The 20143-nt window shown below is 70.7% G+C and carries 13 protein-coding genes and 1 pseudogene; 4 read left to right on the forward strand and 10 right to left on the reverse strand.

The features are described 5' to 3' along the window. Positions 1 to 20: 20 nt before the first annotated feature. Complete coding sequence (locus ACQYVW_RS08425) at positions 21 to 2177, reverse strand: TonB-dependent siderophore receptor (protein WP_434946673.1); 2157 nt, start codon at positions 2175 to 2177, stop codon at positions 21 to 23. 192 nt (positions 2178 to 2369) lie between these two features. Then, positions 2370 to 5084, reverse strand: a complete 2715-nt coding sequence (locus ACQYVW_RS08430; protein WP_434946674.1) for a helix-turn-helix transcriptional regulator — start codon at positions 5082 to 5084, stop codon at positions 2370 to 2372. Between the two features lie 110 nt (positions 5085 to 5194). Between ACQYVW_RS08430 and ACQYVW_RS08435 the strand changes: the two genes are divergently transcribed. Genes ACQYVW_RS08435 through ACQYVW_RS08445 form a run of 3 tightly spaced genes read left to right on the forward strand, consistent with a single transcriptional unit; the run spans position 5195 to position 9253 of the window. Beyond that, positions 5195 to 6880 (forward strand): hydantoinase/oxoprolinase N-terminal domain-containing protein, encoded by a 1686-nt coding sequence (locus ACQYVW_RS08435; RefSeq protein ID WP_434946675.1) that lies wholly within the window; start codon positions 5195 to 5197, stop codon positions 6878 to 6880. Further along, the gene (locus tag ACQYVW_RS08440) at positions 6870 to 7973 is read left to right on the forward strand and encodes an S-methyl thiohydantoin desulfurase family protein (protein ID WP_434946676.1); all 1104 of its coding nucleotides are present in this window, start codon (positions 6870 to 6872) and stop codon (positions 7971 to 7973) included. Before ACQYVW_RS08435 ends, ACQYVW_RS08440 begins: the two co-directional genes overlap by 11 nt. Next, a complete protein-coding gene (locus ACQYVW_RS08445; protein ID WP_434946677.1) occupies positions 7970 to 9253 on the forward strand; it encodes a purine-cytosine permease family protein in 1284 nt (427 codons plus the stop codon). Before ACQYVW_RS08440 ends, ACQYVW_RS08445 begins: the two co-directional genes overlap by 4 nt. A 139-nt stretch (positions 9254 to 9392) precedes the next feature. Here the strand turns inward: ACQYVW_RS08445 and ACQYVW_RS08450 are convergent, their stop codons facing one another. The 8 genes and pseudogenes from ACQYVW_RS08450 to prpB form a co-directional block, all read right to left on the reverse strand. Then, on the reverse strand, positions 9393 to 10727 hold the full coding sequence (locus tag ACQYVW_RS08450) for an MFS transporter (RefSeq protein ID WP_434946678.1): 1335 nt from the start codon (positions 10725 to 10727) through the stop codon (positions 9393 to 9395). A gap of 170 nt (positions 10728 to 10897) precedes the next feature. Beyond that, positions 10898 to 12085, reverse strand: a complete 1188-nt coding sequence (gene prpF, locus ACQYVW_RS08455) for a 2-methylaconitate cis-trans isomerase PrpF (protein WP_434946871.1) — start codon at positions 12083 to 12085, stop codon at positions 10898 to 10900. A gap of 66 nt (positions 12086 to 12151) precedes the next feature. Next, positions 12152 to 12502 (reverse strand): annotated as a pseudogene (locus ACQYVW_RS08460) (rhodanese-like domain-containing protein); the annotation flags it as partial. Between the two features lie 24 nt (positions 12503 to 12526). Further along, positions 12527 to 13081, reverse strand: a complete 555-nt coding sequence (locus ACQYVW_RS08465; protein ID WP_434946679.1) for a 2'-5' RNA ligase family protein — start codon at positions 13079 to 13081, stop codon at positions 12527 to 12529. A gap of 3 nt (positions 13082 to 13084) precedes the next feature. Beyond that, a complete protein-coding gene (locus ACQYVW_RS08470) occupies positions 13085 to 13549 on the reverse strand; it encodes an SRPBCC family protein (protein WP_434946680.1) in 465 nt (154 codons plus the stop codon). Positions 13550 to 13720: 171 nt separating this feature from the next. Next, on the reverse strand, positions 13721 to 16339 hold the full coding sequence (gene acnD, locus ACQYVW_RS08475) for a Fe/S-dependent 2-methylisocitrate dehydratase AcnD (protein WP_434946681.1): 2619 nt from the start codon (positions 16337 to 16339) through the stop codon (positions 13721 to 13723). Positions 16340 to 16520: 181 nt separating this feature from the next. Next, positions 16521 to 17678, reverse strand: coding sequence for a bifunctional 2-methylcitrate synthase/citrate synthase (gene prpC, locus ACQYVW_RS08480; RefSeq protein WP_434946682.1), 1158 nt, complete (start codon positions 17676 to 17678; stop codon positions 16521 to 16523). Positions 17679 to 17869: 191 nt separating this feature from the next. Beyond that, entirely contained in the window at positions 17870 to 18760 is an 891-nt protein-coding gene (gene prpB, locus ACQYVW_RS08485; protein WP_434946683.1) for a methylisocitrate lyase, read from the reverse strand. Positions 18761 to 18857: 97 nt separating this feature from the next. Here prpB and ACQYVW_RS08490 point away from each other — a divergent pair, with 97 nt between their 5' ends. Continuing rightward, a complete protein-coding gene (locus tag ACQYVW_RS08490; protein WP_434946684.1) occupies positions 18858 to 20105 on the forward strand; it encodes a citrate/2-methylcitrate synthase in 1248 nt (415 codons plus the stop codon). Positions 20106 to 20143: the final 38 nt, after the last annotated feature.

The following is a 20143-nucleotide window of genomic DNA, read 5'->3' on the forward strand; positions in this document are numbered from 1 at the left end:
TGTCTTTCGCGATGCCGGGGTCAGAAACGGTAGCGCACGCTCGCCAGCACCGTCCTGGGCGTACCCGGATAGCAGGCGCCGTCGCCCGGGTTGGTCGCCAGGCAGTAGACGAAGAACTCGCGGTCGAACAGGTTCGACACATTGAGCCCGAAGGTCCAATCGCCGCGCTCCAGGTCGATCATCGCGTCGGTGACGGTGACCGCCTTGGTCGTGTGACTCAGCGTGGAATCGATCTTGTCGCCGGTGTAGCGCAGGCCGCCGCCGAAGCGCAGCCTGGTGCCCTCGCCGATCCAGACCGAGCGCGTCGCCCACAGCGAAGCACTGGTCTCGGGCAGCGCGGCGATGCGGTTGCCGACCACGTCCTCCGCCTGCACGTAGCTGTAGGCGCCGCTGAACTCGAAGTCGCTGTAGCGGACGCTGGCTTCCAGCTCCAGGCCCTTGGAGCCGACCTCACCCACCTGGATGAAGTTCTGCAGGAAATCCGGATCCTGCACCAGGTAGTTCGACTCGACGATGTCGAACGCGGAGAGGGTCAGCAGCGCCGATGGATTGACCTGCCACTTCACGCCCACCTCGTACTGGCGGCCCTCCTGCGGCTTGAAGGGTTCGCCGAAGTAGTTGACGCCCGCCACCGGCTGGAACGATTCGGAGTAGCCGATGTAGGGCGACACGCCGTGGCCGAGTTCGCCGATCAGGCCGACGCGATAGGTGGTGGCGTGCTTGTCGGCTTCCTTCGTTCCATTGGCCTCGCTGGTAGCCTTGTCGCGACGGGCGCCGAGGACCATCGACAGGCGGTCCCCGTACTTGATCTGGTCCTGGACGTACACGCCCAGCTGGGTGCTGCGCGAGGTGAATGCATTGGTGTAGCCGTAGGCGAAGCTCTCGTGGTAGTTGGGGTTGGCGATGTCCAGCGGCGGCGGGCTGCCGCCGGCGAAACAGCCGAACAGTTCTTCCGACACCGGGTCGGCCAGGCCCGCGCACGAGAAGCCTTCCCGGCGCTCCTGCTCGAAGCGCATGTAGTCCAGGCCCGCCAGCACCTGGTGCTGGAACGGCCCGGTCGCGAACTTGAAGCTGAAGGTATTGTCGGAACCGTAGCCATCGTAGGCGTCGTCGAGGATGTAGAACTCGCGCGGCAGCAGGTCGCCTGTCCAGGGCACGCCCACGTTGCCCCACAGTTCGGCGTAGTCCACGTCCTGGTCGTAGCGGCGCGTGCGGCTGCTGAAGGAGATGGCGTCGCTGAAGGCGTGGTCCAGCAGCAGCGTCAGCGAGCGGTGCTCGGTCTTCATCCGGTTGAAGTCCTTGTCGCCGGTGAAGAAGTCCATCGGCAGCCGCTCGCCGTCGGCGGCATTGAGCGTGCGCTGCATCGGCAGGAAGCTCTGCGTTCCCAGGTCGTCCTTCTGGTACAGGGCAAGCAGGGTGATGTCGGTGCGCTCGCCCGGGCTCCACTTCAGCGATGGCATCAGCGTGAGCCTGTCGTCGGCCTGGTCGTCCCACTGCATCTCGCCGTCGCGGCGCATCGCCACGATGCGCCCGGCCAGGGTGTCGGTCAGGCCGCCGTTGACGTCGACCTGCAGCTCCTTGCGCGTGGGGCTGCCGAACACGAGCCCGACCTCCCCACCGAATCCTTGGTGGGTGGCGGTCTTGCTGACCGCATTCATCAGTCCGCCGACGCCGCCTGCACCGTACAGCACTGACGAGGGTCCGCGCAGCACTTCCGCGCGCTCGAGGGTGAACACCTCCATGCGCGCGCCGTAGATGGTCGAGGTCGGCATGCGGTTGATGCCGTCCAGGTACTGCGCTGCCGCGAAGCCGCGCGCCGAGATGCGATCCACGCGCGTGTCCACGCCCTCGAGCTCGGTGGCCACGCCTGCGCTGTAGCGGAAGATTTCCTGGAAGTTGGTCGCCGTGCGGTCGTTGAACTGGTCCGCGGTGACCACGCTGATCGACTGCGGAATCTCGGTCAGCTTGGTATCGGTCTTGGTGGCGGTCTCGGCGCGGTCGCCGATCACCACGATGGCGTCCAGGTCCGCCGCCTCCTGGCCGCCGGCGGCGGCATCCTGCGCCTGCGCGATCTGCGCCAGCCCCACCGCGCACGCGGCCGACAGCAGCGCCAGCCGCAGTGCGGCCCTGCTGCCCGTCGTCCGACCGCCCGTGCCATCCCCTTCGCGTCCAACCATCATCATCTTGCGCCCCCGAGATCTGGATGTTGTGCGCGTCCGGCGCGCCTTGGCCGAAGACCGGCCTCCCTCGGAAACGATTAGTACTACAGGCCCGCAGCCGGTCCGCGCGCCAATCGGGGTAAGTGAAAGGGTAATTCGGGTAAGTCGCGGCGACCCGCGCGATGGCGGCCGCCGCCGCACCCGCGCGCGTCAGTCCACACCCTGCCCGGCGCCACCGGCAAGGCCGCGTTCGCGCAGCACGCGCACCGCGTCCTTGCGCCGGTGCACGTCGATCTTGCGGAACAGCGACTTGAGCCGGTACTTGACCGTATCCGGCGACATGCCGATCGCCCGCGCGATCTCCTTGTTGGACAGGCCGCGGCACAGGGGCTCGATGACCTCGACCTCGGCGTCGGTCAGCAGGCCCTGGCTGCCGTTGTCCATCGGGCGCGCGGCGTAGGCCCTGGTCAGCGTCCTGAGGAACTGCCCGCGGAAGCGGTCGCCCTGCGCCGCGTCCGGCTGGACAGCACCCAGCAGCGGTTCGACGAAGCGCTGGGCATCGATGAAAGGCCGCACAATGCCCTGGAACATGGCCATCCCCACCGCGGCATCGAAGCTTGCGCGCGCGGCCATCGCATCCCCGGACGACGCCTGCGCCTGGGCGAGCAGCAGCGTGGTATCGAGCAGCAACCTGCCCGCTCCATGGCGGGTCGCCCACTGGCGCAGGCGTTCGAGTTCGGACAGCGCGCGCGCCGCCTCCCCTTCCACCAGCAGCAGGCGCGCGCGGCACATCGCCGCCATCGCCGCCACCTGGCGGTAGCCGCCGCGGTCGTGGTCCATTTCCGAGGCCAGCGCGTCCAGTCCGATGCCGTCGGCCAGCGCGCGCGCGGCCGCATCGTCGCAACCGGCATGCAGCAGCAGCTGCAACTCGTGCAGCTGCGCCAGCAGTTCGAGCTGGCGCAGGCGCCGGCGCGCGGCCAGGCGGCGGGCGCGCGAGAGCATCGCCAGCGCGTCCTCCATCGCCCCGCGCGCCGCCTCGATCCGCGCCGCGGTGAAGTAGGCCGCGGCGTACACGTCGACCCAGCCGTCGGACTGCTCCATGTGCGGAAGCGACCAGGCCAGGCGCTCGGCGGCCTCGTCCAGGCGGTCCTGTTCGTACAGCAGCTCGGCCTCGAATGCGTCGCAGTTGGCCGCCAGGTCCGAATGCGCGCCGAAGTTGTCGACGATCTGCCCCTTGGCCACGGCGAGGATATTGGCCGCATCGTGCGCGCGGCCCTGGGCGCGGCGGATGCGCGCTTCGAGGAATCGGGTGAACAGGTCGCTGTAGAGCGAACCCAGGGCCTGGTAATGCTCGCGCGCGGCCAGGGTCGGCTCCATCGCACGCTCCAGCCAGCCGCCCTCGTAGTACTTGGCGCCCAGCAGCTCGCAGATGTTGGCCAGCATCAGATGGTCGTTGCCGGGCAGGCTGCGCAGCAGGGCCTCGCGCTCGAGCAGGTCGTCCAGCGAGACCGGCGCGTTCTCGTAGTCGATCAGCACATCGCCCACGATCAGGATCTCGGTGCGCAGGTCGGCGTCGGAGTGCTGCCGCTCCTCTGCGCAGAGCCGGTCGTAGTCGAGTCGCGCCGCGGCCAGTTCGCCGCGCTTGATGGCCAGGTAGATGCGCATCAGCGCCAGCCGCGGACGCGCACCCACCAGGGCCTGCGGCAGGGCCTCGATGGCGCGCTCTGCCAGGACCTGCAGTCCCTTCGGAATCAGTCGCCAGGCGCCGGCCGCCTCGACGATCCCGGCCAGCAGTTCGGGCGCGTCGGCGCGGATGGCGTGATGCACCGCATCGGCGAGCTGGCCGGACGCGCCGAACCATTCGGCCAGCCGGCGCTGCAGCGCGCGGTACTGCGCGGCATCGCGCCGCTGCAGGCGCTCGCGCATGTATTCGGCGAACAGCTGGTGGTAGCGCCAGGCCGGTCCGCCAGGCAACGACGCAAGGAACATGCCCTGCTGCTCCAGCCGCTCCAGCAGCAGCCAGCCGTCGTCGCGGTCGCATAGCAGGTTGACCACCTCGCCGGTGAGGCGGTCGGCCAGCGCGGTGCGCATCACGACCTCCTGCATATCGTCCGGCAGGGCCACCAGCACCTGCTCGGACAGGTAGCGCGCCAGCTCCGATCCGGAGCCGCTGAAGCGCGAGACCAGGGCACCGGGGTCGGCGCCGCGGCGCAGCGACAGCGCCACCAGCTGCAGCGCGATCGGCCAGCCCTCGGTGCGCTCGAAGATGCGGCGCAGGTCGTCGCGGCCCAGTGGTCCGGGCCGGTTCCGCTCCAGCAGGGCCTCGGTCTCGGCGGCCGAGAAGCGCAGGTCGCTGGCACCGAACTCGAGCAACTGGTCTTCGGCTGCGAGCACCGACTGGCCCAGCGAAGGATGGTCGCGCGAGGCCACGATGAAATGGCAGTTGCCCGGGGCCAGCCGCACCAGGCTGGCGATGAACTCCGACAGCGCCGGGCTGTCGCCGCGATGGAAGTCGTCGAAGACGATCGCCACCGGCTGTGGTTGCGAGGCCAGGCGCTTGATGATCGCCGACAGCGCCGCACGCGGCGGCAGGTCGGCCGGCATCGCCGGCGCATCCCCGTCCGCCAGCGCGAGCGACAGATAGCCGGCCAGGCGCTTGAGGTCGGTGTCGTCGCTCTCCAGGGTCAGCCAGGCGATCCGTACAGCCGCTGCGGCCTGGCGCTGGCGCCACTGCGCCAGCAGGCTGGTCTTGCCGTAGCCGGCCGGCGCGTGGATCAGGGTCAGGCGCCGCTGCAGCGCACCGTCCAGGCGCGACAGCAGCGCGTCTCTGCGGATCTGCTCGCCCAGCCACACCGGCGGCGCGACCCGGGTATGGATCAGTCCATCCAGCGCTGCATGTACATCGGCGTGGGCGCTCGCGTCCACCCTGCTCCCCTCGACCTGGCCGGCAGCCGATCATAGCCAGTCGCGGGGCCCGCTACCCGCATGCCGGGCCTGCTTACCCACCCCCGTGCGGCGGCCACCCGTTTTTCGCGTTGCGCACCCGCGGCGGGCGCACCTACCGTGGTCCGGCCTTGAAGAACGTGGAGCATTCGGTGCGGCTTGGAGTGGACGTAGGGGGCACCAACACCGACGCGGTGCTGATGGACGGCGATACGGTGGCGGCGTGGACCAAGCAGGCCACCACCGGCGATGTCGCCTCGGGTGTCGCCGCGGCGGTCGAGACCGTGCTCGCGCAGGCCGGCGTGCGCCAGGATGCGATCGCGCGCATCACCATCGGCACCACCCACTTCGCCAATGCCCTGGTCGAGCGCAAGGCACTCGAGCCGGTCGGCGTCCTCCGCCTGGCCAGCCCGTCGGGCAATGCCCTCCCGCCCATGACGGGCTGGCCGGACGAACTCGTCGCCTGCCTCGGCGAGCGGGTCTACCTGTTGCGCGGCGGCTACGAAGTGGATGGTCGCGAGATCGCCCCACTCGACGAAACGCGCGTGCGCGAGGCCGCGCGCGAGCTGCGACGCGCCGGCGTGGAGGCCATCGCCATCACCAGCGCCTTCGCGCCGATGAACGCGGCGATGGAGGAACGCGCGGCCGTGCTGCTGCGCGAGGAGCATCCGGCCGCCCGCATCACCCTGTCGCATGAGATCGGTCGGCTCGGCCTGGTCGAGCGCGAGAACGCGGCGATCCTCAATGCGGCCCTGTCCAGCCTCGCGCGTCGCGTGGTGGACGCCTTCGGCCGGGCGCTCGGCGCGATCGGCCTGCAGGCGCCGCTGTACCTGAGCCAGAACGACGGCACCCTGATCTCCAGCGGCCAGGCCGCGGCGCATCCGGTGATGGGCATCGGCTCCGGGCCGACCAACAGCATGCGCGGCGCCGCCTTCCTGACCGGCATCGAGGACGCCATCGTGATGGACGTGGGCGGCACCACCACCGATATCGGCGTACTGGCGCACGGGTTTCCGCGCGAGTCCTCGATCGCGGTCGACATCGGCGGCGTGCGCACCAACGCGCGCATGCCCGACATCCTCTCGATCGGGCTGGGCGGCGGTACCCGCGTGCGGCTCGACCCTGCGGCCTGGCAGGCAGAGACGGTGGACCCGCAGGCGCTGCGCGTGGGCCCGGACTCGGTGGGGTACCGCGTCACCTGCGACGCCTTCGTGTTCGGCGGCGAGGTGCTGACCGCCAGCGACGTGGCCGTGGCCGCGGGCCTGGTGCAGCTCGGCGATGCGCAGCGGCTGCCGGCGCTGTCGGCGCAGGTGGTTGCGGCCATCGTCGCGCGCTTCTCGCGCCTGCTCGAGGAGGGCGTGGACCGGATGAAGACCGCGCGTGGCGACGCGACGGTGCTGGCGGTCGGCGGCGGCGCCTTCCTGATCCCGGATGCGCTCAAGGGTGCGGCCCGCGTGGTCAGGCCCGGGCACGCGGCGGTGGCCAATGCGGTCGGTGCGGCGATCGCGCGTGTCGGCGCCCAGGTCGAGCGGATCGTCGACTACGATGCAACGCCGCGCGCGCTGGCGCTGGAGCAGCTGCGGTCCGAAGCGCGGATGCGCGCCGCCGCTGCCGGCGGCGACGCGGACACGGTACAGGTGGTGGAAATGGAAGAGGTGTTCCTGAGCTATCTCCCGGGCCGCTCCGCGCAGGTGCGGGTCAAGACCGTGGCCGAGCTGCCGGTCGCGGCGACGGCGGCGCGCCATGCGCCGCTGGCGGGGACGCGCCATGCGCATTGAGTACGACGCCCTGGCCGACCTCGCCGCGGGCGCCGCCTTCCTCGGCTCCGGCGGCGGCGGCGATCCCTACTACGGCCTGCTGATCGCGCAGGCCGGCCTGCAGCGCGACGGCGGCGTCGACCTGCTGCCGCTGCAGTCGCTGGACGACGATGCGCTGGTGGTGCCGCTGGGCTGGATCGGCGCGCCCACGGTATCGGTGGAGAAGCTGCCCGGTGGCCACGAGACCGTCGCCGGCCTGCGCCGCATGGAGGCCCTGCTCGGGCGCAAGGTCGATGCGGTGCTGCCGATCGAGATCGGTGGCGGCAATGGCCTGTCCCCGCTGGCCGCGGCCGCGCGCCTGGGCCTGCCGGTGGTCGATGCCGACGGCATGGGCCGCGCCTTTCCCGAATCGCAGATGGCGATCTTCAATATCCGCGGCTTGCCCGCCTGCCCGGCGGTGATGACCGACGCGGGCGGCGCGGTGGTCACCATCGAGGACGGCGACAACCTGGCCCACGAGCGCATCGCACGCGCAGTATCGGTGGCGATGGGCGGGATCGCGCACATGGCCGAGTACCCGCTGTCCGGCCGCGCCGCCAAAGCCCACGCCATCGGCGGCAGCGTCTCGGCGGCGATCGCGGTCGGTGCCGCGGTGCGCCTGGCGCGCGCGCGCGGCGAGGATCCGTTCGAAGCGCTGTACGCCGCGCTGCGCGGCTCGGGGTTGTACCCGCACGCGGGCGAGCTGTTCGACGGCAAGATCGTCGATGTCGAACGCGAGACGCGCGGCGGCTTCTCGCTGGGCCGGGTGCGGCTGGAAGGCTTCGCCGGCACCGGAACCATGGAACTCGAGTTCCAGAACGAGAACCTGGTGGCGCGCCGCGACGGCGTCGTGGTGGCGATGGTGCCGGACCTGATCACGGTCATGGACCGCGAGACCGCCGAAAGCATCACCACCGAGCGCCTGCGCTACGGGCAGCGGGTGAAGGTGGTCGGCGCCGCCGCGCCGGCGATGCTGCGCGAGGCGCAGGCCCTGTCCGTCGTCGGGCCCGACGCGTTCCGGCTCGGCGAAGCCTACCGCCCGATCGAATCGCTCAACCACTGGACCACCGCTTGAAGGAGACCGCCCGCACCGAGCAGTACGCCGACCGCCCGCTGCCGGCGCACGCGTTGTCCTCCGGCTGGCGCGTGGCCCTGATCATCGCGAGCTTCTCGATCTCGCTGCCGGCCTTCCTCAACGGCGCGCAGACCGGCCTGGCGCTGGGCTTTGGCGATGCGGTGCTGGCCGCGCTGCTGGCCGGCGTGGTGCTGTGCCTGGGCGCCTGCCTGACCGCGCTGATCAGCGTGCGCACGCGACTGACGACCTACCTGCTGATCCAGCGCTCGTTCGGACGCCACGGCGCGGCCGCGGTGAACATCGTGGTGGCGCTGGTGCACTACGGCTGGTTCGGGGTGAACGTCTCCTTCTTCGGCAGCGCCATGGTGTCCGCGATCCGCCAGCTGTACGGCGTCGAGGTGCCGTTCGGCGCCTGCGTGGCGATCGGCAGCCTGCTGATGACCGTCTCCACCATCTACGGCTTCCGCACCCTCGAGCGCCTGGCCCTGGTGGCCGTACCGCTGCTGGGCGCGATCTTGCTCGCAGTCTGCGTGGCGGCGGTGCGTGCGCACGGCGTCACCATCGCCCCGGCCGCGATGCCGCCGGTGCCGATGGACTTCGGCATCGCGCTGTCGGCCCTGATCGGCGGCAACATGCTGACCGTGGCGGCGATGCCGGACCTGGCGCGCTACATCCGCAGCGCGCGCGGCGCGGTCTCGGCGATGGCGCTCTCGTTCCCGATCGCCGCGCCGGTGCTGATGGTGCTGGCCGCGCTGCCGGCGCTGGCTACCGGGCAGACCGACATCATGGCCCTGATCGTCGGCTTCGGTTTCGGCGTGCCGGCGCTGGCGATGCTGGTGCTGTCGTGCTGGACGATCAACGCGGCGAACCTGTATTCGGCCAGCCTCTCGCTCACCGCCACCGTGCCGCGCGTGCCGACCTGGGCCTTCACCCTGCTGGGCGGCGCCATCGGCGCGGGCTTCGCGCTGGCGGGCATCATCGATGCCTTCATTCCCTTCCTGCTGTTCCTGGGCCTGATCATTCCGCCGATCGCGGCGATCTACGTGATCGACGGCCTGACCCGCTTCCGCCACGCCGATGCCGCCACCACCCTGCGCGACATGCCGCAGGTGCGCTGGGCCGCCGTCGGCACCTGGGTGGTGTCGGTGGCGATCGCGCTGGGCGCTTCCCGCGCCGGCCTCACCCTCACCGGGGTGCCGGTGTTCGATGCCACGCTCATCGCCGCGGCGATCTACGGCCTTGTGCTGGTCGTGCTGCGTCGGCGCAACGTGGCGGTCTGAGCGCCGGCGGCAGCGCGATCCGCACCGGCGCGCGGCGGCCCGGACAGAGCCTTCTTCCGCCAGCGCGCGGTGCGCGAGGATCCAGGCCGGGGCACCGGGGCTGCAAGAACTCCGGTCGATTGGTCCGTGCGCTTCGCGCTCACGCCGGATCCGCCGCCTCGCCGGTGCCCTGGCGCCGCGCCTGCACCCGGCCGACCAGCACCAGCATGGTCGCCGCGACCAACGCGCCGGCCCCCATCGCGGTCGACACCAGCAGCAGGGCGCCGCCCCCCGCGAGCAGGCCGCCAGCGGCGATCGGCCCGACCACCGAGCCGCCGCGCCCCACCCCGATCACGAAGCCGGTACCGCTGGCGCGCAGCAGCGCCGGGAAGGTGCGCACCAGGACCGGATAAAGCCCCACCACGCTGGCGTTGGTGAAAAAGCCGGCCAGCACCGCCACCGCCGAGAACCACGCCAGGTCGCGCGGCAGCAACCCGTAGGAGGCGATCGTCGCGAACGACAGCACCATCGCACCGACCACCAGCGGCTGCAGGCGCAGGCGCTGCGAGGCCAACCCGACGGCCACCGCGCCAACCACGCAGCCGAGGTTGACGAAGACCAGCACGCGCGCGGCGTCGGGCGTGGCGAAGCCCATGTCGACCAGGATCTTGGGCGTCCACTTCTGGATGAAGTAGAAGGCCATGATCTGGGCGAAGTAGGCGACGGTCAGCAGCACCGTGGGCCAGGCGTAGGCCGGCGAGAACAGGGCGGAGAACGAAGGCCTGAGCGTGCCGGCCTCGGCCGGCGGCAGTGCCGCCACCGGCGCCAGGCCGAGCCGGCGCAGGGTGCGGTTCACGCCCTCGAGCGCGCCCGGCGGGCGACGCGCAATCTGCGATTCGATCGATTCGGGCATGAGCGCATACACCAGTGGCAGCAGCGCCAGCGTGGCCGCGCCGCCCAGCAGGAACACCGAACGCCACTCGCCGGTGCGCGCCAGCAGCAGCGAGGCGATCATCCCGCCGACCACCGCACCGGCGGAGTAGCCGGCGATGTTGAGCACCACGTTGAGGCTGCGGCGACGGTCGCTGGAATATTCGGCCACCATCGCACTGGTCGAGGAGAGCATGCCGCCGATGCCGAGGCCGGTGAACAGGCGCGTGGCCGACAGCATCGCCACGTTCTGCGCCCAGGCCGCGGCGAACATGCCCAGCGTCATCGCCACCAGGCAGCCCAGGATCACCGGGCGCCGGCCGATGCGGTCGGCGAGGTTGCCGATCAGCACCGAGCCCAGCGCCATGCCGATCAGTTCCATCGACAGCACCACGCCCAGCATGGCGCGGTCGATGCCCCACTCCGCGGCGATGCCCGGGGCGGCGAAGCTGATCGCCAGCACGTCGAAGCCATCGACGGCGTTGAGGGCGACGCACAGCGCCACCACGGCGATCTGCAGCCGGCTCATCGGGCCGCGCTGGAGCGCGGTACGTGGATCGCTCACGGATGTCCTCCCCCCGGCCGCGGTGGCTCCGCTGCGCGGAGGCCCGGGCCTGTCGTCGTCGAGTCCCGATTCCCACACAGGGTCCGGGGAGGGTCAACGACGGCAGCGGGTGGACGTGCTGCCAATTCGGGTAAGCGACGCGCCGGCCGTGCGGCACGCCGCCGCTCGGCTCAGGCGAGCGTGTCGACCGGCACCCGCACCGTGCCTTCCATGAGCACGCGGGCGCTGCGGCTCATCACCGCGCGGGTCACGCACCACTGGCCGTCGACCTGCTGCACCGAGGCGCCCACCTGCAGCGTGCCGGAGGGGTGGCCGAAGCGCACCACGTCGCGCTGCCCGCCGCCGGCGGCGAGGTTGACCAGGGTGCCCGGCACCGCGGCGGCGGTCGCAATCGCCACCGAGGCCGTGCCCATCATCGCGTGGTGCAGCTTGCCCATCGACAGCGCGCGCACGTTGAGGTCGATGGCCTCCGCCGCGACCGCCTTGCCGCTGGACGACACGTAGTCCTGCGGCGGCGCGACGAACGCCACCTTGGGCGTGTGCTGGCGGGTCAGCGCCTCTTCGGGCGACCGGATCAGGCCCATGCGCAGCGCGCCGGCCACCCGGATCGCCTCGAGCTTCGCCAGCGCGGCCCTGTCCTCGTTGATCGCAGGCTGCAGCTCGGTGCCATCGAAGCCGATGTCGACCGCGTTGACGAACACGGTGGGAATTCCAGCGGAAATCATCGTCGCCTGCAGCGCGCCCACGCCTGGCACCTCGAGCATGCCCACGAGTCCGCCGGTGGGGAACATCGCGCCGCCGTCCTCCCCCTCATCGGAGGGATCGAGGAACTCCAGCACCACTTCGGCTGCGGGAAAGGTCACGCCATCGAGTTCGAAGTCGCCGGTCTCCTGCACCTGGCCATCGACGATGGGCACATGCGCGAGGATGGTTTTGCCGATGTTGGCCTGCCAGATGCGCACGGTGCAGCGCCCCTCGCCCGGCACGCGCGACGGGTCGAGCATACCCTGGGCGATGGCGAACGGCCCCACCGCCGAGGACAGGTTGCCGCAGTTGCCCGACCAGTCGACGAAGTCGCTGTCGATCGACACCTGCCCGTAGAGATAGTCCACGTCATGGCCTTCGCGCGTCGAAGGCGAGACGATCACGCACTTGCTGGTGCTCGAGGTCGCCCCGCCCAAGCCGTCGGTCTGCTTGCCGTAGGGATCGGGCGAACCGATCACGCGCTGGAACAGGCGGTCGCGCGCGCGGCCAGGTTCGCGCGCGGCCTCCGGGAGGTCCGCCAGGCGGAAGAACACGCCCTTGGACGTGCCGCCGCGCATGTAGGTGGCGGGAATGCGGACCTGGCCGCCGCGCAGTTCCGGCGCGGATCCAGGCTCGCGCACGGCCTTGCGCGCGAGTTCGCCGCCGCCGGCCTTCCAGCCGTTGAAGCCGCCGGCGATGTGGGCCACGCGCTGCAGGCCCATGTCCTGCAGCGCCGCAGCGGCCAGCGCCGAACGCCAGCCGGACTGGCAGTACAGGACGAAGCGGCGGTCCTGGCCGAAAACCGGCTTGAAGTAGGGACTGTCGGGGTCGGCCCAGAACTCGAGCATTCCGCGCGGCGCGTGGAAGGCGCCCGGCACCATGCCCTCGCGCTCGAGTTCGCGCACGTCGCGGATATCGACGAACTGCACGTCGGGATCGGCGAGCAGCGCCAGCGCCTCGTCCACCGGGATCGTCTCGATGCGTGCGCTGGCCTCGTCGACCAGTTGCCTGATGCCCTTTTTCAATGCCATGGAATGTCCTGCGATCGCTGCCTGTCAGAAAGCCTGTTGCGGGCAAGCTGCATCGAACAGCTCGCTCTGGGGAGGCGGCGCCAGCGGCTGTCGCGCCAGCGTCCGGTACCGGTAGGGATGGGCGGCGGCCGCGACCAGTTCGACGGGATCGACGCGCCACGCGATCGGCGAGGCCAGCGCGCGCGTGCCGTCCTGGACGAACGGCGGGGCGTAGCACAGGGTCACGTGCGGGGTGTGGCCGGTGTCGCAGGCGATGCCTTCGGCCTGCAGGGCCGCGCGCGTCTCCGCGAGCAGCCGCGCGAATCCGTCCGGGATGCCCCGGGCGCGCAGTATCCAGCGGTCGCCCAGACTGACGCGGTTGAAGACCAGGTCGAACGCAGGCGCACGTATCCGCCCCAGCGTCCGCCGCAGCGCCGGCTCGTGCCGGGCGGGGCAGTCGGTCGAGAGCGACTGGTGGAGGTTGGCGGCAGGCCAGCGTTCGCCGCCCGTCTCCAGCCCGAGCGACGGCAGGACCGCATGCATGCGGTCCGCCGTGTCCGCGGGCGGACGCGCCATCAGCATCAGGCTTCCGGCGTCCATCGCTCAGCCCCCGTCCGGAATCTCGGGTTCGACCAGTTTCGCCAGCATCTCCAGCGACTCGCGCCAGCCGAGGTGGCACATGTCGACCGGAATCGCGGCGGGAATGCCCGCCTGCACGATCTGCAGTTCGGTGCCGGCGATGCTCTTCTTCAGCGAGATGGTCACCTGCATCTCGCCGGGCAGGCCAGGCGCATCGAAGGTATCGGTGTGGCGGATGCGCTCGTTCTCGACCAGTTCGACGAACTTCACCGTGAACGCGTGGCTCGAACCGGTGCTGAAGTTGGTGAAGGACATGCGGTAGCCGCCGCCCACGCCGGGCGTGAACGCGTGCATGGTGGCGGTGAAGCCGTAGGGCGGGAGCCAGCGCGTCAGCGCGGCCGGATCGACGAAGGCGCGATACACGCGCTCCGGCGGCGCGGCGAGGATGCGGTGCAGGCGAACGGTGCCCGGTTCGGCAGTCTGGGTCATGCTCATTCCTTGTTGGGGTGGCTGTGCCGTCACGACGAACCAGCCACTCCGCTTTCGACATCGCCTTTCATTCTCCGCCATCCGCTGCCGCCCGGACGAACGCAGCCCGCCCAGCCCTTCGCGCAGCCGCGACGCGGCCGGAGGCAGCGCGCGGCATGCCGGGGCTGCGCCTCACGCGGCCTGGTTCGCCGCCAGGAAGTCCTGGGCGAAGCGCTGCAGCACGCCGCCGGCCTCGTAGATCGACACTTCCTCGTCCGAGTCCAGGCGGCAGGTCACCGGCACCTCCACCGTCTCGCCGTTGCGACGGCGGATCAGCAGCGTCAGCGTCGCGCGCGGGGTGCGTGCGCCGACCACGTCGAAGGTCTCGGTGCCGTCGATGGCGTAGGTCAGGCGCGTGTCGCCGTTCTGGAATTCCAGCGGCAGCACGCCCATGCCGATCAGGTTGGTGCGGTGGATGCGTTCGAAGCCCTCGGCCACGATCGCCTCCACGCCCGCCAGGCGTACGCCCTTGGCGGCCCAGTCGCGCGAGCTGCCCTGGCCGTAGTCGGCACCGGCGATGATGATCAGCGGCTGCTTGCGCTGCATGTAGGTCTCTATCGCCTCCCACATGCGCGTCACCTGGCCTTCCGGCTCGATCCGCGCCAGCGAACCCTGGCGCACGCTGCCGTCCTCGGCCCGCACCATCTCGTTGAGCAGCTTGGGATTGGCGAAAGTGGCGCGCTGCGCGGTGAGGTGGTCGCCGCGGTGGGTGGCGTAGGAATTGAAGTCCTCTTCGGGCAGGCCCATCTTCGCGAGGTATTCGCCGGCGGCGCTGCTGGCGAGGATCGCGTTGGACGGCGAGAGGTGGTCGGTGGTGATGTTGTCGCCCAGCACCGCCAGCGGACGCATGCCGGTGAGCGTGCGCTCGCCGGCCAGCGCGCCTTCCCAGTAGGGCGGACGGCGGATGTAGGTGGACTGCGGACGCCAGTCGTACAGGGGGCTCACCGCCGCGCCCGATTCCACGCGCAGCTTGAACATCGGACCGTACACGGCGCGGTACTGTTCGGGCTTGACGCTGGCCTTCACCACCGCGTCGATCTCCTCGTCGCTGGGCCAGAGGTCCTTGAGCGTGACCGGATTGCCCTCGGCATCCACGCCCAGCGGGTCCTTCTCGATATCGAAGCGCACCGTACCGGCGATGGCGTAGGCGATCACCAGCGGCGGCGAGGCCAGGAAGGCCTGCTTGGCATAGGGGTGGATGCGGCCGTCGAAGTTGCGGTTGCCGCTGAGCACGGCGGTGGCGTAGAGGTCGCGGTCGATGATCTCCTGCTGGATCTTCGGATCCAGCGCGCCGCTCATGCCGTTGCAGGTGGTGCAAGCGAACGCGACGATGCCGAAGCCGAGCTGTTCCAGGTCCGGCAGCAGGCCTGATTCCTCCAGGTACAGCTGCACCGCCTTCGAACCCGGCGCCAGCGAGGTCTTGACCCAGGGCTTGCGCGCCAGCCCCTTGGCCACCGCGTTGCGCGCCAGCAGACCCCCGGCAATGACGTTGCGCGGGTTGGATGTGTTCGTGCAGCTGGTGATCGCGGCGATGATCACCGCGCCGTCGGGCATCAGGCCGGCCGCTTCCTCGGCCTTGCCGGCCGCAAGCTTGGCTTCGTCGGCGATGCCGCGCTCGGCCAGCGCACTGGTCGGCAGGCGGCGATGCGGGTTGGACGGACCGGCCATGTTGCGCACCACGCTCGACAGGTCGAAGTGCAGGGTGCGCTCGTACTGCGCGGTCGCCAGATCGTCGGCCCACAGGCCGGCGATCTTCGCATAGGTTTCCACCAGCGCCACCTGCTCGTCGGTGCGACCGGTCAGGCGCAGGTAGTCGAGGGTGTTGTCGTCGATGAAGAACATCGCCGCCGTAGCGCCGTATTCCGGCGCCATGTTGGAGATGGTCGCGCGATCGCCGACGGTGAGCGCGGCGGCGCCTTCTCCGCGGAACTCCAGGTAGGCGCCGACCACCTTCTCCGTGCGCAGGAACTCGGTGAGCGCCAGCACCACGTCGGTGGCGGTGATGCCGGGTGCAGGCCTGCCGGCCAGCTCGACCCCGACGATCTCGGGCGTGCGCATCCACGAGGCGCGGCCCAGCATCACGTTCTCGGCTTCCAGCCCGCCGACGCCGATGGCGATCACGCCCAGCGCATCGACGTGCGGCGTGTGCGAGTCGGTGCCGACGCAGGTGTCGGGGAAGGCGACGCCGTCCTGCACGTAGATCACCGGCGACATCTTCTCCAGGTTGATCTGGTGCATGATCCCGTTGCCCGGTGGGATCACGTCCACGTTCTTGAACGCCTGCTTGGTCCAGTCGATGAAGTGGAACCGGTCTTCGTTGCGACGATCCTCGATCGCGCGGTTCTTCTCGAACGCCTGCGGATCAAAGCCGCCGCATTCCACCGCCAGCGAGTGGTCGACGATGAGCTGCACCGGCACCACCGGGTTCACCGCCGCCGGGTCGCCGCCCTGGTCGGCGATGGCATCGCGCAGGCCGGCGAGGTCGACCAGCGCGGTCTGGCCGAGGATGTCGTGGCAGACCACGCGCGCCGGGAACCAGGGGAAATCCAGCGTGCGCTCGCGGCGCACCAGCTGGCCGAGGTAGTCATTGATGCGCGCCGGGTCGGCACGACGGACGATGTTCTCGGCATGCACACGCGCGGTGTAGGGCAGCGTGGCCCAGGCGCCGGGCTGCAGCGCCTCGACGGCTTCGCGCGTGTCGTACCAGTCGAGCTTCGTTCCGGGGAGGGGTTTGCGGTGCTGGCTGTTCATGGCTGGCCTGGGAAGAGCGAATGGATGGTTGGGCCGGGCTCACGCCCGCTTTCCCTTCTCCCTCCGGGAGAAGCTGGCCTGCAGGGCCGGATGAGGGTCGGTCGAAGCGACGCTGCCGGAACCTCGCGGCTTCGCCTGACCCTCACCCCACCCCTCTCCCGGTGGGAGAGGGGCTGGAACATCAGGCGCGCTGGTCGATCGGCACGAACTTCTGGTCTTCCGGCCCGATGTAGTTGGCGCTCGGGCGGATGATCTTGCCGTCGATGCGCTGCTCGATGATGTGCGCGCTCCAGCCGGAGGTGCGCGAGATCACGAACAGGGGGGTGAACATGTCGGTCGGCACGCCCATCACGTGGTAGCTGACGGCGCTGAACCAGTCCAGGTTCGGGAACATCTTCTTGATGTCCCACATCACCGATTCCAGGCGCTCGGCGATGTCGTACATCCTGGTGCTGCCGGCTTCCTCGGACAGCTCCTTCGCCACCTGCTTGATCACCTTGTTGCGCGGATCGGAGACGGTATAGACCGGATGGCCGAAGCCGATCACCACTTCCTTGCGCTCCACGCGCGCGCGGATGTCGGCTTCCGCCTCGTCCGGGTTGTCGTAGCGCTTCTGGATCTCGAACGCGACCTCGTTGGCGCCGCCGTGCTTGGGACCGCGCAACGCGCCGATGCCGCCGCAGATCGCGGAGTACATGTCCGAGCCGGTGCCGGCGATGACGCGGCTGGTGAAGGTGGAGGCGTTGAACTCGTGCTCGGCGTAGAGGATCAGCGAGGTGTGCATGGCGCGCACCCAGCTGTCCCTCGGCTTCTCGCCGTGCAGCAGGTGCAGGAAGTGGCCGCCGATCGAGTCGTCGTCGGTCTCCACCTCGATGCGCTTGCCGTTGTAGGCGTAGTGGTACCAGTACAGCAGCATCGAGCCCAGCGAGGCCATCAGCTTGTCGGCGATGTCGCGCGCGCCCGGATGGTTGTGGTCGGCCGCCTCGGGCTTGACGCAGCCGAGCACGGATACGCCGGTGCGCATCACGTCCATCGGATGACTGGACGGCGGCAGCTGCTCCAGTGCCACCTTCACCGCCGCCGGCAGGCCGCGCAGCGCCTTGAGCTTGGTCTTGTACGCCGCCAGCTCGGCGCGGTTGGGCAGCTTGCCGTGCACCAGCAGGTGGGCGATCTCCTCGAACTCGCTGGTGGTGGCCAGGTCGAGGATGTCGTAGCCGCGGTAGGCGAGATCGTTGCCGGTGCGGCCGACGGTGCACAGCGCGGTGTTGCCCGCGGCGGTGCCGCTCAGGGCGACGGATTTCTTCGGCTTGAAGCCGGGGGCGGGGGTGGCTTCGCTCATGGGCGGATCTCCTGGACTGCGTCAGCTGGATGCGGGGGGCGGCGCCTGGCGCCGGCCTGGTGTCCGCGCGGCGGCGGACCTTGCGTTGGATGGATTGAAGCGGCGGCAGCGCCGCGACCGCACGCGCCGGAGGCAGCCGGCGGGGCAGGATGCCCCGTCCGGTCCGCCGGCCGACCAGGGCCGCCGGCGACTCATTTCTTCGCGAACAGCGCGTCGAGCTTCTGCTCGAAGGAGTGGTAGCCGATGCGGTCGTACAGCTCCTCGCGGGTCTGCATGAGCTCGACCACCGACTTCTGGTGGCCGTCGCGGCGGATCGCCTCGTACACCGTCTCCGCAGCCTTGTTCATGGCGCGGAACGCAGACAGCGGATACAGCTGGATCGCCACGCCGGCCGAGGCAAGTTCGTCGCGGGTGAACAGCGGGGTCTTGCCGAACTCGGTGATGTTGGCCAGCACCGGCACCTTCACCGCATCGACGAAGCGGCGGTAGGTGTCCAGGTCGTAGGCGGCCTCGGCGAAGATGCCGTCGGCGCCGGCCTCGACGCAGGCGATGGCGCGCTCGATCGCCGCGTCCACGCCGTCGACCTGGATGGCGTCGGTGCGCGCGATCAGGAAGAACGCCTGATCGGTCTTGGCATCGGCCGCGGCCTTGACCCGGTCGACCATCTCGCCCTGCGACACGATTTCCTTGCCCGGGCGGTGGCCGCAGCGCTTGGCGCCGACCTGGTCCTCGATGTGGCAGGCCGCGGCGCCAGCCTTGATCAGCGACTTCACCGTGCGCTCGATGTTGAACGCGCTGGGGCCGAACCCGGTATCGATATCCACCATCAGCGGCAGCTCGCACACGTCGGTGATGCGACGCACATCGATCAGCACGTCCTCGAGCGTGTTGATGCCGAGGTCGGGTAGGCCCAGCGAGCCCGCGGCGACGCCGCCGCCGGACAGGTAGATCGCGCGGTAGCCCGCGCGCCTGGCGAGCAGGGCGTGGTTGGCGTTGATCGCGCCGATCACCTGCAGGGGCGATTCGGCGGCGAGTGCTGCGCGGAAGCGCGCACCGGCGGACAGGGAAGCGGAGCTGGACATGGCGGCCTGCGGGCTGGCGAGGGGATTTCCCGGTGGACGGCAATGTGTCACCCTTCCTCGGGTTGATCAATCTTGATTGAACGGATCAAGCTGAACCATGAACCGACCTGGCCCCGCCGACGCCGACCTGATTCCCGCCCAGCAGGCCTGCGCCCTGCTGGGGATTAGCCCGGCCACGCTCTACGCCTATGTCAGCCGCGGGCTCATCGAGTCGCGGCCCGGCCCCGACCACCGCAGCCGGGTGTACCTGCGCGGGGACATCGAGCGCTTGGCGCAGCGCAAGAAGGCGGGCCGGGGCGCCGCGCGCGGGGCCGCGCAAAGCCTCGACCGCGGCCTGCCGGTGATGGAAACCGCGATCTCGCTGATCCGCCCGGACAGCCCCTATTACCGGGGACGGGCAGCGGTGGAGATGGTGCGCGCGGGCGCCACGCTCGAGGACGCCGCGCGCCTGCTCTGGGACTGCGGCGACACCGACCCCTTCTCCACCCTCGACGCCACGCCCTGGCCCGCGCGCGTGGCGCCGATCGCCACCGATGCGACGCTGCCCCCGCTCAAGCGCGCGATGGCGGCGATACCGCTGCTCGCGCTCGACCAGCGCGACTCCCTCAACGCCGCGCCCGCCGCACGGCGCCGCATCGCCGCGATCCTGCTGCGCCAGAACGCGGCGCTGCTGGTCGCCGGCACGCCCGACGCGCGGCCGGTGCATCGCGTGCTGGCCGAGACCTGGCGGCCTGGCGATGCGGCCTTCGCCGAGCTCGTGCGCGCGGCCCTGGTGCTGTGCGCCGACCACGAGCTCAACGTCTCGGCCTTCGCCGCGCGCGTGGTGGCCTCCACCGGCGCGCACCTGCACGGCACGGTCTGCGCGGGGCTTGCGGCGTTGTCGGGCCCCCGACACGGCGGCGCCACGGCACGCGCCTATGCGCTGATCGCCGACGCCGCCGCGGCCGGTTCGCCCGCGGCCGTCATCGGCGAGCGCTGGCGCCGCGGCGACGAGCTGCCTGGCTTCCACCACGTGCTCTACCCCGACGGCGATCCGCGCGGCGCCGAGGTCCTGGCGATGCTGCGGCGCGCCCGCGACGGCGATCCGCGCATGGCCCATGTCGACGCCCTGGTGCAGGCCGCGGCCGAGACCAGCGGGCGACTGCCCAACATCGACGGCATGCTGGCCGCGATCTGCTACGTGCACGGCCTGCCCGAAACCCCGGCCTTGGTGATGTTCGCCGCCGCGCGCCTGGCGGGCTGGCTGGCCCACGCCCAGGAACAGCAGGCGGCCGGCCGCCTGATCCGCCCGCGGGCGCAGTACAACGGCGTGTTGCCGGAGCCGGGAGACGCGGCAGAGGATTGATCAGGGCACCTTGCCCGTCCTGCCTGCATCGCGGCGCC

The sequence above is a fragment of the Luteimonas campi genome, assembly GCF_051162505.1.
Lineage (GTDB): Bacteria > Pseudomonadota > Gammaproteobacteria > Xanthomonadales > Xanthomonadaceae > Luteimonas.